The organism is Salicibibacter kimchii (genome assembly GCF_003336365.1).
GTDB classification, from domain to species: Bacteria; Bacillota; Bacilli; order Bacillales; family Marinococcaceae; genus Salicibibacter; species Salicibibacter kimchii.
Map to the genome: position 1 here is coordinate 1,767,839 of NZ_CP031092.1, position 13,228 is coordinate 1,781,066.

12 protein-coding genes are annotated in these 13,228 nt (G+C 46.9%); 3 read left to right on the forward strand and 9 right to left on the reverse strand.

Annotated features, from left to right (window positions below):
* Nucleotides 1–87 precede the first annotated feature (87 nt).
* Both DT065_RS08885 and DT065_RS08890 read right to left on the reverse strand, forming a co-directional pair.
* A complete protein-coding gene (locus DT065_RS08885) occupies nucleotides 88–441 on the reverse strand; it encodes a HesB/IscA family protein (RefSeq protein WP_114372631.1) in 354 nt (117 codons plus the stop codon).
* A gap of 159 nt (nucleotides 442–600) precedes the next feature.
* Nucleotides 601–780, reverse strand: coding sequence for a Spo0E family sporulation regulatory protein-aspartic acid phosphatase (locus DT065_RS08890; RefSeq protein ID WP_114376204.1), 180 nt, complete (start codon nucleotides 778–780; stop codon nucleotides 601–603).
* Nucleotides 781–1,014: 234 nt separating this feature from the next.
* Here DT065_RS08890 and mqnE point away from each other — a divergent pair, with 234 nt between their 5' ends.
* From mqnE to DT065_RS08905, 3 genes are all read left to right on the forward strand, one after another.
* Nucleotides 1,015–2,109 carry an aminofutalosine synthase MqnE gene (gene mqnE, locus DT065_RS08895; RefSeq protein WP_114372633.1) on the forward strand — a complete coding sequence of 365 codons (1,095 nt, stop codon included), beginning with the start codon at nucleotides 1,015–1,017 and terminating at the stop codon, nucleotides 2,107–2,109.
* 147 nt (nucleotides 2,110–2,256) lie between these two features.
* Nucleotides 2,257–3,855 (forward strand): ABC-F family ATP-binding cassette domain-containing protein, encoded by a 1,599-nt coding sequence (locus DT065_RS08900; RefSeq protein ID WP_114372635.1) that lies wholly within the window; start codon nucleotides 2,257–2,259, stop codon nucleotides 3,853–3,855.
* A gap of 119 nt (nucleotides 3,856–3,974) precedes the next feature.
* Nucleotides 3,975–4,523: a hypothetical protein gene (locus DT065_RS08905; protein WP_114372637.1), complete on the forward strand. Its 549-nt coding sequence runs from the start codon at nucleotides 3,975–3,977 to the stop codon at nucleotides 4,521–4,523.
* Between the two features lie 182 nt (nucleotides 4,524–4,705).
* On the opposite strand, the gene DT065_RS08910 is transcribed toward DT065_RS08905, so the two are convergent.
* The 7 genes from DT065_RS08910 to dapF all read right to left on the reverse strand — a co-directional run bounded on the left by DT065_RS08910 (nucleotide 4,706) and on the right by dapF (nucleotide 13,201).
* Complete coding sequence (locus tag DT065_RS08910) at nucleotides 4,706–5,860, reverse strand: saccharopine dehydrogenase family protein (RefSeq protein ID WP_114372639.1); 1,155 nt, start codon at nucleotides 5,858–5,860, stop codon at nucleotides 4,706–4,708.
* Nucleotides 5,861–6,021: 161 nt separating this feature from the next.
* Nucleotides 6,022–7,680, reverse strand: a complete 1,659-nt coding sequence (locus DT065_RS08915; RefSeq protein WP_114372641.1) for a thiamine pyrophosphate-dependent enzyme — start codon at nucleotides 7,678–7,680, stop codon at nucleotides 6,022–6,024.
* On the reverse strand, nucleotides 7,677–8,009 hold the full coding sequence (locus tag DT065_RS08920; RefSeq protein WP_114372643.1) for a DUF3870 domain-containing protein: 333 nt from the start codon (nucleotides 8,007–8,009) through the stop codon (nucleotides 7,677–7,679). Before DT065_RS08920 ends, DT065_RS08915 begins: the two co-directional genes overlap by 4 nt.
* A gap of 13 nt (nucleotides 8,010–8,022) precedes the next feature.
* Nucleotides 8,023–9,528, reverse strand: a complete 1,506-nt coding sequence (locus DT065_RS08925; protein ID WP_160112475.1) for a leucyl aminopeptidase — start codon at nucleotides 9,526–9,528, stop codon at nucleotides 8,023–8,025.
* Nucleotides 9,529–9,584: 56 nt separating this feature from the next.
* The gene (locus DT065_RS08930; RefSeq protein WP_114376206.1) at nucleotides 9,585–10,772 is read right to left on the reverse strand and encodes a CaiB/BaiF CoA transferase family protein; all 1,188 of its coding nucleotides are present in this window, start codon (nucleotides 10,770–10,772) and stop codon (nucleotides 9,585–9,587) included.
* 98 nt (nucleotides 10,773–10,870) lie between these two features.
* The gene (locus DT065_RS08935) at nucleotides 10,871–12,067 is read right to left on the reverse strand and encodes an acyl-CoA dehydrogenase family protein (RefSeq protein ID WP_114372647.1); all 1,197 of its coding nucleotides are present in this window, start codon (nucleotides 12,065–12,067) and stop codon (nucleotides 10,871–10,873) included.
* Nucleotides 12,068–12,346: 279 nt separating this feature from the next.
* Nucleotides 12,347–13,201: a diaminopimelate epimerase gene (gene dapF / locus DT065_RS08940; protein ID WP_114376208.1), complete on the reverse strand. Its 855-nt coding sequence runs from the start codon at nucleotides 13,199–13,201 to the stop codon at nucleotides 12,347–12,349.
* Nucleotides 13,202–13,228 lie beyond the last annotated feature (27 nt).

Here is a 13,228-nt window from a genome sequence, read left to right on the forward strand (position 1 = left end):
AGTTGGAAAGAACAAAACAACTCCCTGCATCTCGTCTGCACAAAAAAGTCCGTAACAAGGAGCGCTCCTCGTTACGGACTTTTTTATTTAGCAATTTTCCGGTGTGCCTACATTTTCTTTCGTACGGAAAGATGCGCCGCAACCGCAAGATAGGATCGCGTTCGGATTATCCAGCGTAAAGCCGCCGCCCATCATATTTTCTTTATAATCAATAACGAGACCGTTAACAACCGGCCGACTTTCCCCATCGATGAGTACACCCAAACCTGATTTATCGAGGAAAGTATCGTCTTCATTCTTTTCTGCATCAAATCCGAGCCCGTACGAAAGTCCGCTGCAACCACCGCCTTTGACTCCAACCCTGAGCATTAAAGAATAATCGCCCTCTTCTTCCTGCATGCCTTTAATTCTCGTCATTGCTGCATCGGTGATTTCTATCATTGCCTAATTACCTCCTTACGGATGAATTTCATGCCCTCGGCAGCGTAAACAACTCCCAACATGGCACAGACCCTCAAAAGGATCGTATAGCTTCATCATATCATATATTGCCGGAGGTTAAAAAACAACGAACTCGAGCATCATTGCTTATTTTGAGGCTTATCCATGCAGCGTGCCGTATTGCTCCGTGAGTAACGCTGTATGCACACGATCAATTTCACGACTGTAATATAATACGAGTGGGTGTTGCATCCCATACTCTTTTGCCGTCTCCATCATTTGTGTCCTTAAAGCTTCTAAAGTTTCTTCCACTCGGTTTTTTGCCATAGCAGGCTTCATTAACCGGATCTCCTTCCCTTCTCTTCTTTTGTTTAGCGTGTATGTTCTTACCCGATAATACCTTAAAATAATCAAAATGCAAAGGAAAGTTCCAATTTTGTCAATTGAAAAATCGTCAATATGCAACCATGCTTTTCTTTGTCCTTTCACAGATGTATAATAGAGTCGAGAGAACATGAATTCAACCATTGTTTATACATCCAAGCTAGGACAATTTATCCAAGGAGGACTAAAATGGCTACATTAATGCAAGATACGGACCTTCAGGCAATCCGCGAAAAAGTATTACATGGCGAACGCCTGACCATTGAAGATGGCCTGACATTATACAACTCCGCCGATTTGCTCACCGTTGCTCAGTTGGCGAATGAAGTCAACGAACAAAAGAACGGAAATAATGTTTATTTTATAGAAAATATGTACATTAATCCAACCAACGTATGCGAGGCCAATTGTGCGTTCTGCGGGTTCAAGCGTAAGCCCGGAGAAGAAGGCGCGTATACGATGCATGAAGACGAAATGCTTCAATATGTGAGTGATCGTTGGAATGATAACATTCGTGAATTCCACATTGTCGGCGGACATAACACGGACGTGCCGTTTGATTATTACTTAAACACGATCCGAGCCTTGAAAAAGAACTACCCTCATGCGAAAGTTAAAGCCTACACCGCGGCGGAAATTGAGTTTTTTGCCCGCCATGCCGGCCTTTCCATGCGGGAAGTTCTGGAGCAGTTGATCGATGCCGGGCTTGACACCCTCCCGGGCGGAGGCGCTGAAATCCTCACCGAACGCTACCGGGCAAAGATGAGTCCGGAAAAAGCAAGCACCGACGAATGGTTGGAAGCGCACGAAATCGCCCATGATTTGGGACTAAAAACCCACGCGACCATGCTCTATGGATCCATCGATACGTACGAAGAGCGCCTCATCCATATGGACCGCGTCCGCCAGCTGCAGGATCGCACCAACGGCTTTATGGTCTTCATCCCACTAGCCATGCAACCGCGGAAAAAGAAAGCGGGCCTCGAACGACGCACGTCATCCTTTGATGATATGCGCACCATCGCGATCGCGAGGCTTATGCTTGATAACTTTCAGCACATTAAAGCATATTGGATCAACATTGGCCCACAACTGACGCAGATGGCACTCACATTCGGATCCAGCGACATTCACGGCACGCTGATTGAAGAACGGATTTCCCATTCGGTCGGCGCGCTGACCTCCCAAGGGATTACAAGAAAAGAATTGATTCACTTAATCAAAGGCGCAAATAAGACGCCGGTCGAACGAGATACCTTCTACAATGTCGTAAAAACGTATTAATTCCCAATATCCCTCGGTGCGATTGCACCGAGTTTTTTTGTATGTGTGTACGTAAGCAAAAAACGTGTTATGATGGAAAATAGACTGTTTTATTCTAGACATCCGTGCCCAAGCGGGACGTTAAATAAAAGAAAGGGTCGATTTCATTTGATCAGTTGCGAAAATATTGGTCTACGTTACGGTGACAAAAAACTTTTTGAAGAAGTCAACATCCAATTTAATCCGGGAAATTGCTACGGTTTAATCGGCGCAAACGGAGCCGGGAAATCGACATTCCTGAAAATTCTTTCCGGAGAGATCGATGCACAGACCGGGGACGTCCACATTGGAAAAAACCAACGTCTAGCCGTCTTGAAACAAGACCATTATGCGTACGAAGAATATGAAGTGCTTGAAACGGTTATTATGGGGCATACACGCCTGTATGAAGTAATGAAGGAAAAAGATGCCATCTATATGAAACCGGATTTCTCCGATGAGGACGGCATGCGCGCCGCCGAGCTGGAAGGGGAATTCGCGGAACTAAACGGCTATGATGCTGACAACGAAGCTGGCTCTTTGTTGAATGGACTCGGTATCACCACCGACTTGCATCACAAAAAAATGTCTGAACTGGCCGGTTCTGAGAAAGTAAAAGTATTGCTCGCCCAAGCACTGTTTGGCAATCCTGACATCTTGCTTCTCGATGAGCCGACAAACGATCTGGATATACGAGCGATTCAGTGGCTCCAAGAATTCCTGATTAATTTTGAAAACACGGTCATTGTCGTCTCCCACGACCGCCATTTCTTAAATAGTGTCTGCACGCATATCGCGGATATTGATTACGGCAAAATCGAACTGTTCGTCGGCAACTATGATTTTTGGCACGAATCCAGCCAACTGGCCCGACAAATGGCAAAAGAACAAAACAAGAAAAAAGAAGAAAAAGTGAAAGAGCTAAAAACGTTTATCGAACGGTTCAGTGCCAACAAGTCCAAATCCAAACAGGCCACCTCGAGAAAGAAAACATTGGAAAAAATCGAACTGGATGACATTAAACCATCCTCCAGACGTACGCCGTATATTAATTTTAAACCGGATCGGGATATAGGCAATGATTTGCTCACCGTCGAAGGACTTTCCAAAACCATCGATGGGAATAAAGTGTTGGATAACGTCAGCTTCAGGCTGGAACCCGGAGAAAAAGTGGCGTTTGTCGGTGATCAGGAAGTGGCAAAAACAACGTTATTCCAAATTCTTGCCGGCGAACTTGAACCGGATGAAGGCTATTATAAATGGGGCGTTACCACAAGCCAATCGTATTTTCCAAAGGATAATACAGCGTTTTTTGAAGGAACGAACAAAAACCTTGTTGATTGGCTGCGCCAATATGCCGATGATGAAAATGAAACGTATATTCGCAGTTTCTTAGGGCGAATGCTATTCAGCGGAGAAGAAGCACTGAAAAAAGCGTCTGTCCTTTCCGGTGGCGAAAAGGTTCGCTGCATGCTCTCTAAATTAATGCTTAGTGGTGCAAACGTGTTAATTTTAGATGAACCGACCAACCATTTGGACCTTGAATCCATTACCGCTTTAAATAATGCTTTGATTGACTTCGATGGTTCTGTGCTTTTTTCCTCCCACGACCATCAGTTTATCCAAACGATTGCCAATCGCATTATCGAGTTCACGCCAGAGAAAGTTATTGATAAAAAGCAAACGTATGAAGACTATTTGGCCGATATGAATTTAATCAATCAATAAAGGAAAACCCGAGGCATTACATCGAGCCTCGGGTTTTTCAATGTGGATAAAATCTTGTATATTTGGAACCCTAAGCCCAAAACTTTTGATGTCAATTCTAAAAGAGAGGGTTCATAAAGATGAAGATAAAGGCAGCCATCAGTCTCTCTTTTCTGATCATCCTGCTGGCGATGCCGACATTTGTTCAGAGTGCCGAGATGCAGTCCCCCGCGATTCAAAAACCAAAACCGTTTGTTGAAGATACCTTCGCGGGAGATGCACAAGCCTTAATTCTGACACTCAAAGCTGTCCAGAATTGGACCCATCAGTTTCTCGATATGGATGAAGGAGAAATCGACTCGGAAACCGGCGCCCACATGGTAGAGGAACTCCAAGATTTTTTTACCGAGGAAATGGCTCTAAACATTTATAACCAATTTCATCGGCCGCATTTAGCGAAATACGAGGAATTCGACGACTATATAGAGGTCGATTCATTAGTACACCGGGATATCGAGGAATCAAAGGTGGATTATAAAGGAGATGAAATCATCGTCCGCATGCAAACGTCCTCCGTTGAAGACGGAGCCGGAAACCGGGCACATTTTGAAGAAACGTTTACCTTTTCATATGATAAAGAACGTGAGGCTTACGTTATCGGAGGGATGGAGTCCGAGCAAGTATTATAATGCATGTGAGAATCGTTCACAAGGATCTCGAAAAAGAGCTGAGAACATTCATACGTTCTACCTCAAGGGCACGGAAAAGGCCGTATGAAGCCTTCATACGGCCTGGAATTAGGTGCATAACAGGGTTCTTGCTTATCTACAAATCCAGATGGAGATCGACCTATTCACTATCCGCTTTCGATTTATTTCTCCGTCACAGCTTCCGTAATGTGCACATCCCGCTTGGCCATCGCTTCAATGTAACTGTCCCCGGGGACGATTTGTTCAGGGGGGCAAACACCCCGCTTTTGGATTTCTCCGGACGCTACCATTTGCGCGACTACGGATATTGTGTTGGCCGTTGCCCTTGCCATTGCTGTTATATCGTTTTCCCGATCTTTCAACGCGATCATTTCATAAGTGTAGAGTGAGGGGTTCCCTGCCCGTAGCCCTTCGACCTTCACACGCAAGAGAACGGCATCATCTTTTTCTTTTAAATCAACGATGGGATCCAACGTTTTTAAAAACACTTCCCGGGGGTTAATGGATTGACCATTCACATCGACGGAGTAATTCTTGTCCGTTAAATTCAAATCCACAAGTAGTTTGAATTTTTCAGCATGGCCGGGGTAACGGATGGTTTTATATTCCAGCGTATTCACCTCCGGAAAAGAGCGGCTCAACGTCGATGTACCACCGGAAGTATGAAAGGCTTCCAATGGGCCGAAACGATCAAAATATATCTTTTCAATTTCAGTTAAAGAAGCGATGCATTCCTTACTCCCGTTACGAATAATCGAGGCAGGATCCGTGTAATGATCAAACAACCCTTCCATGGAAAACACATGATTATATTCTAAAGGAGGCTCCGGCCGCACGGGAATCCCCCCCACATATAACTTAATCGCTTGTGCACGGTCGAGTTTCCCCGCCCCATGTCCCGATAAAATATTGATCATGCCGGGAGCAACCCCAAGATCCGGAATGATCGTCACACCTATTCGTTTGGCATCTTTATCTTTTTTTAACACTTGATCGGTCACATTCCCAATATGCCCACCCAAATCCACACAATGGGCACCTGCTTCAATAGCGGCTTCAGCAACGACTTCATTAAAAGAGTAAAAAAGGGCATTGATCACCACGTCATAGTGGGCCATAAAAGTTGACAATTCCGTTGAATCACTTGCATCCACACGGTACCCGTTTACCACTCGGGTATTCAGTTGCCTGCATGCGAGTTCCACGCGATTAAGGTCGATATCGGCAAGGGCGACCGCTTCAACTCCGGAACTATGGACAAGGTCTCTCGCCACTTCTTTTCCCATTAAACCAGCACCGAGAACAGCTATTTTCAACGAAAATCCCTCCTCCGACACAAATTACAAAAGCAAGCAGCAGAGGCTGGAGACAGCCTCTTTTTTATTGAAGGTATGAGCAATCGCTAGCGTTTATAAGCCAAAATAAACGTAAAACGATTAATCAGCCATATGACAAGCCAAAACCCATCACTTCTATATTATGATCTAAATGCCTTACGCATGTCATCTATGGTTTTCCGATAGGCAACATACGGTTCATCGTCGCATTTCACATCAATCACGGTCGTTGTCTCAACATCCAACGCATCCATCAAAGCTATCCGGAACCCTTCCCCGGTTTCAACGTTACAGCCATTGGCGCCCATTGCCTCTGCCATCTTGGCAAAATCCACCTTTCCGAGATCGGTTCCAATGACTTTCTCCGGATAATGCATTTCTTGATGCATACGAATTGTTCCGTACATCTGATTATTAAACACGATACAAATGACCGGGACATTTGCTCGTATCGACGTTTCGATTTCCTGTATCGTCATCATGAATCCGCCGTCCCCGCATAAAGCAACGACAGGTCGTTCCGGCTCGAAAAGTTTTGCCCCTACCGCCGCAGGCAATCCATACCCCATTGCTCCATTCGCCGGTCCAATAAAAGAGTTGGAGCCTTTCAAGCGAAAAAGCCCGTTCACCCATGTAGCATAGTTTCCGGCGTCATTCGTTAAAAGCGCTTCCTCGGGCAAGCGGTTGTAGAGGGTTTCAACAACAGATGTATAAATGGAATCATCCCCCGGCTTTTCAACGATACGGTCAAAGGATTGTTTACATGTTTGCAACCAGTTTTCCCACGTTTGCTGAAGTGGAAGATCCGTAAACGCTTCCAAAGCCATTTTTAAGTCGGCGACAATCCCAAGATCCGGGGCATAAACCATCCCAATCGTATTTGGGTCAACATCCACATGGATGAGCGATTGTTCCCACTCAAGAAGCGTATAATTTTGGGAGGTCGCTTCCGACAGTCGCGTTCCCAAAGCGATGACGAGGTCCGCTTCCTGAAAATGTTTCACCAGTGAACGAGCAGCGCCTAATCCCATGTGCCCCACATAGTTCGGATGGTGATTATCAATGAGATCTTGTCTACGAAACCCTGCGATGACAGGAATGGCGTATTTTTCTGCAAAATGACGTAAAGCTTCCTCGGCACCGGATAATTGGACGCCTCCGCCCGCTATTACAATGGGACGTTTTGATTGTTGCAACAATTCTAGGAATTTCTTGGCTTCTTCTTGGGAAGGGGTCGGTCTAGGTTTATGTGCAGCAGGGCCAAAGGTCATTAACGCTTCATCTTTAAGCATATCTTCCGGCAATGAGACGAGCACAGGACCCGGACGCCCGGTTTGCGCGACACGAAACGCTTTTTGCACCAATTCAGGGACACGTTGGGCATCCGTGATTTCCGTTGTCCACTTTGCCATCTCATGGAAATTACTTCCGAAATCCACTTCCTGAAAGCCTTCTCTTCCCCGAAAATCTCTTTGTACCTGCCCCAGAAAAACGACAAGCGGCGTAGAATCTTGATAGGCTGTATGCATGGCGATGGAAGCGTTGGCTGCTCCAACACCTCGTGTTGCCATAACAACACCCGGTTTGCCGCTCGCTTTTGCATATCCCTCGCCCATAAAACCGGCACCGCCTTCATGGCGGTTCGCTATGAGCCGGATGGAAGTTTGGTGCTCCAAGGCGTCCAAAACAGCAAGAAAACTCTCCCCGGGCACGGTAAACACGTGCTCCACCCCTTCGATTTGCATACATTCAACGACGGCTTCTCCGCCTGTCATCGTTTTTTGATACCGTTTTGTCATGTCACATCATTCCCTTCCTGCATGGTTTCGTATTGACGATGCAAATCTAAGATAGCGGCGAGCAATGCGTTGGTCGCTTTCCCTTTATATTGACGGGCGATTAATGCTTCCGCTTCAGCCACATCCGTTTTCAAGCTGATGCCTTTTAAAAGATCATGGATGTATTGACGACCGTGATCGGTCGCCAACGTACAAGAAGCTTCCAAAATGACCCCATGTTTCCGGTCCACTTCCGCTGTGATTGTCAATGAATCAAAGACACTTTTTGCCGCCATCCCTTCCGGAAGTTTCGCGTGTCCGGCAATAAAACATGTATGTTCAGTAGCCATCGTAAGCATCCTCCTAAAAATTTGATTGCCTTGCGAGGGTTGCAAGCGTGCGCACCATTACCCCGGTGCCACCTTTAGGGCCTAATGGCGTCTCCCGTTCTACATATGCGGTACCCGCAACATCCAAATGAATCCACGGAGTCTCGTGAATAAAAGCACCAATAAAAAGACCTGCCGTAATGGTTCCTGCTTCACGTCCGGGGGAATTATTCAAATCGGCCACATCGCTCGAACGTACCATTTCTTCATAACGCGGATGGGTCGGAAACCGCCAAACCGCCTCCCCTATTTCTTCCGCACTCTTTTCAAACACTTCATATAGCGCGTCGTCATTGGAAAGCGCTCCGGTCATTACATCCCCCAACGCTACGACACATGCACCTGTAAGGGTCGAGATATCCACGATTTTATCCGCACCCAAATGTCTGGCATAAGCCACGCCGTCCGCCAGGATCAATCGCCCTTCCGCATCTGTATTGTTTACCTCGATTGTCTGGCCATCAAACGTCTGCAGTACATCTCCCGGTTTCATTGCAGAACCATTGATAAGGTTCTCTGTCGCGGGTATGATGGCCATCACATTTTTTCGCGGTTGCATGTGTCCGATTGCTTCAAAAGCACCGAGAACGGCTCCCGCTCCGCCCATATCCGATTTCATCGTTTTCATCCCATGACCGGGTTTAATGGAGTACCCCCCGGAATCAAACGTAATTCCTTTTCCTACGAGTGCCAACGGGTGCTCCCACGTTTCTTCTCCTTGATAACGCAAGATAATCATTTGCGCCGGTTGCTCCGAGCCGCGATTTACTGCGAGCAACGCGTGCATCCCCAAGGACCGCAATTCATTAATATCGAGAATTTCAGCCGATATCTTTTCATGCCGGTTAGCGATTGCCTCCGCTTCTTCTGCCAATGCAACAGGCGGCAAGTCATTGGCAGGGAGATTGACGAGCGTCCGTGCCAAATTCACTCCCTGGCCAAATGCCCGGCCCTGATGGATGCCCGCTCGCACTGCTTCCGACTCGCCACTTTGAACGTAAATCGTATACGTAAAATTCTGTTGTTCCTCTTTTTTTGTTTTATAGATATCAAAACGATACGGTGCTGTTAATACCGCGTCCGACAATGCCTGCGTGACAACTTCATCTCCGAAACTGTCCGCTTTATCGCGAAAGGTATCAAGTAGAACGCCGACCCTCGCTGCTTTATGCTCATGAACGGCTTTCACCGCGGTACCGAACGCTTCCTTCAGGCCAGCCAATGTGAGGCTGCTGCGAAGGCCTAGACCAACGAAAATCAACTGTTGAAGCGGCTCTCCTTCATCCAAAACAGTCATGTTGGTTACCTTTGCTTTTTTGGTTGCGATTGTTCCATCGGTCCATTGCCTGTTCAATGCCGTAAGCATTGATTTGCTCCCTTTTTCCAGTTCTTCCGGAAGGCCTTCATCATCTTCGCTTACACCGACCACAAGCACCTGATCCCTGCTTTTTTTTGACCATTTCTTTTCGACAGCCAGCATGTCCCCGCCTCCGTTCTTCTCCATTTCTATTTGGCAATCACATTACACTATCTCTATTAGATAATACCTTCTTTTTTAAGCACCTGTAAACTTTCTTCATCCAATCCAATATCTCCTGTTAAAACATCTTCCGTATCTGCTCCCAGGACCGGAGGCGCTTGTTCGATGGACAGGGCTTCCCCGTTTGCCCGTATGGGATTGCGCACGAACTCCACTTCTCCCAGCGTTTCATGTTCTCCCCTTTGGACCATTTCCCGGTGTTGGACTTGAGGATGGTCGAATACTTGCTCAATGTTATTTACGGCACCACATGGAACACCGTGTTCGGTTAGCTTTTCCTCCCATTCCGCGGCTGTTTTCTCTACAAATACTTCTTCGAGCAACGCGCGGAGTTCATCACGATGTTCGATGCGGTCACGGTTCGTCTGAAAACGCTCGTCCTCCGCCCACTCCGGGTGCCCCATTACCTTTGCCACCGCCGCGAACATCCGGTCATTTCCGGCCGCGATCATGATCGGATCATTCGCGCACTGGAATGTTTCATACGGCGTTATATTTCCGTGGGCATTGCCCATTCGATGGGCGATGTGATTTTTTAAAAGGTAACTGCTGGAAACATTCGCAAGAGAACTGACTTGCACATCTAAAAGAGAAAGGTCAACATGTTGTGCTTTTTGCTCCTGGTCACGAACCCGTAATGCACCCAATAGACTGATCGCCACATAGTGGGATGTCATAATATCAGTGACGGGAATCCCTACTCGTGTCGGGTCTCCGTCTTTCTGCCCCGTGACATCCATTAATCCGCTGACCGCCTGAATCACGGGGTCATAGCCCGGGTATTGATGCATAGGGCCGGTTTGGCCGTATCCGGTGATCGAGCAAAGAATGATGTCCGGCTTAATCGTTTTCAACCGTTCATAACCAAGTCCAAGACGGTCTAGCGTTCCGGTTTTAAAATTCTCAACGACAATATCAGCGGTTTTGACGAGCGTTTCAAAAATTTCTCGGCCTTTTTCTGCTTTTAAATGTAGCGTCATCGAGCGTTTATTCCGATTAGCCGCCATGTAGTACGTGCTTTCTTCGCCAACAAACGGATACCAGTGCCGAATATCATCACTTCCGCCGGGTTGCTCTACTCGCAAAACGTCTGCGCCCATATCGGCAAGCAGCATCGTTCCCAATGGTCCAGCAAGCACACGCGAAAGATCCAGTACTTTTATCCCTTTTAATGCATTTTCCATTTTGATTTCCCCTTTCCCCATATAGAAAAAAGCGCCGATCTTCATCGTGAATGGGCGGCGCTTTTTCCTTGATTGTTGCGCTGTCTGCAGGATTTTTCCTATTCTTCGAACGGCCACGCGGGCAGCATTTTCCTTAACGGCTTATCTTCTGTCTCCCCAAGGGCATAACGGGCCTGCATTACGGTATGAATTTCTCTTGTCCCTTCATAGATCACCGGGGCTTTGGAATTTCGCAAGTAACGCTCGACCGGATACTCATTGGAGTACCCATACGCCCCATGGACTTGCACCGCGTCATTGGCTGCTTCATTAGCAAAATTGCAGGCTTGCCATTTCGCTAGCGATGTTTCCCGTGTGTTACGGACGCCTTTGTTTTTAAGCTCACCGGCCTTGAAAACGAGCAACCGGCTCATTTGCAAACCTGCTTCCATATTGGCAATCATTTGCTGAACAAGCTGGTGTTTGCCGATTTCTTTTCCAAACGTTTTTCGCTCGTGAGCATACGCGACGGACGCTTCCAGGCTTGCCATGATCAATCCGCACGCCCCTGCAGCTACGGTGAAACGGCCGTTATCCAAGGCGGACATGGCAATCTTAAACCCTTCGCCCTCTTCCCCAAGTAAATTTTCCTTTGGGACCTTCACGTCATCAAAGAAAATTTCTCCGGTATTTCCGGCGCGAATGCCCAACTTCCCTTTGATCGCTTTCGAACTAAATCCTTCCCACTCCCGTTCCACGATAAAGGCGGAAATGCTGTTGTGTTTTCCTTCTTTTTCTCCGGTATATGCGAACACGAGGAAATAATCGGCAACATCACATAGCGAAATCCACGTTTTGGAGCCGTTCAGGATATAATAATCGCCTTCTTTTGTGGCAGTACTGTTCATGGCAGCCACATCCGAGCCCGCGTTCGGTTCCGTGAGGCCGAATGCACCGATTTTTTCGCCGGATGCAAGGGGAGTCAAATATTTTTGTTTTTGCTCCTCCGACCCCCATTGCAAAATCGTCATACTGTTCAAACCGGTGTGGACGGACGCTGCTGTCCGAAAGGTTGTGTCTCCCCGCTCCAATTCTTCACAAACGATGGCCAGCGTATTATAATCCATGCCGCTTCCGCCGTATTTTTCCGGAATACAAATGCCCATCAAACCGAGTTCTGCCATCTTATCCAATATGCTATGTTCAAAATGGCCATTGGCATCCCACTCGGCAATATTTGGTATAATCTCGTCATCGACAAATTGGCGGACCGTTTTCTGTACCATTTGCTGTTCTTCCGTTAATGAAAAATCCATAACTCATGCCCCTCTCCCTAAAATCACATTTAGAACCTTAGAAAGACTTGACCTCAAAAATAGCGAAAGTCAACGTCTTCTTATACTATCATCCGAACATTTATCCTTTCTGATAGTATAAAAAAAGCCAGTCTACTCCCTGTGAAGTAAACTGGCTTCTAATCTTAGAACCTATCCGGGCGTTGGATAGGATAAGATCTTAACAGTTCTTGAGAAAAGCTTAGCATTGAAAGCGATTTCCGTCAACATGGAAGATTCATCAAACGTTTGATGAACCAATCATCCATCTATCATGTACGTGCCCGTACAAACGGTCACTGCCGGTCCTTTCATCCAAACATGATCATCTTTCGACGACCAACGGATCGTTAAATCCCCACCCGACAAGTGGACCACAATCGCTTCGTCTTTTTTTACTTTCTTATTTAAAACTGCCGCTATAACCGCCGCGCAAGCGCCGGTTCCACACGCTTGCGTCATGCCACTGCCACGCTCCCACACGGCAAAATCAATTTCCGTGCCATTTTTGATCGAAATAAATTCCACATTTGTGCCTTCCGGAAAAAGGGCTGCTTGCTCTACGAGAGGACCTACAGTTTCAACCGAAGCCTCTCCAACGCTGTCCACAAAAAAGACAGCGTGAGGATTGCCCATGGAAACAGCGGTGAATGTATAATCCACCCCATCGATGTGTTCCGTCGCGTCGATGACGTGCTCCTCGAGTTCATCGCCCTCGCCGTGCATCGGCACATCCTTTCGTTTAAGACGAGGGACTCCCATATCGACCGTAACTTCAGAGGCTGCCCCATCTTCATCAAGATGTACCAGAGATTCAACAATCCCTCCGAGCGTTTCGATGGAAAAATGCTTATGCTCGACGTATTGATGCTCAAAAACGTATTTGGAGACACAGCGCAAACCATTTCCGCAATTTTTTGCTTCCGATCCATCACTGTTAAACACGCGCATTCGTACATCCGCGAGGTTCGAAGGAAGAATGAGAATCAGGCCATCCGAGCCAATACCTGTGTGGAGATTGGCAACTTCAGTTGCAAGGTTGGGTAAGCTTTCCTCATTCGGAATGTTTTCTTTAAAGCCATCTACATAAATATAGCTATTTCCAAGCCCTTGCATTTTCGTAAACTTCACCGTTGATCCAAC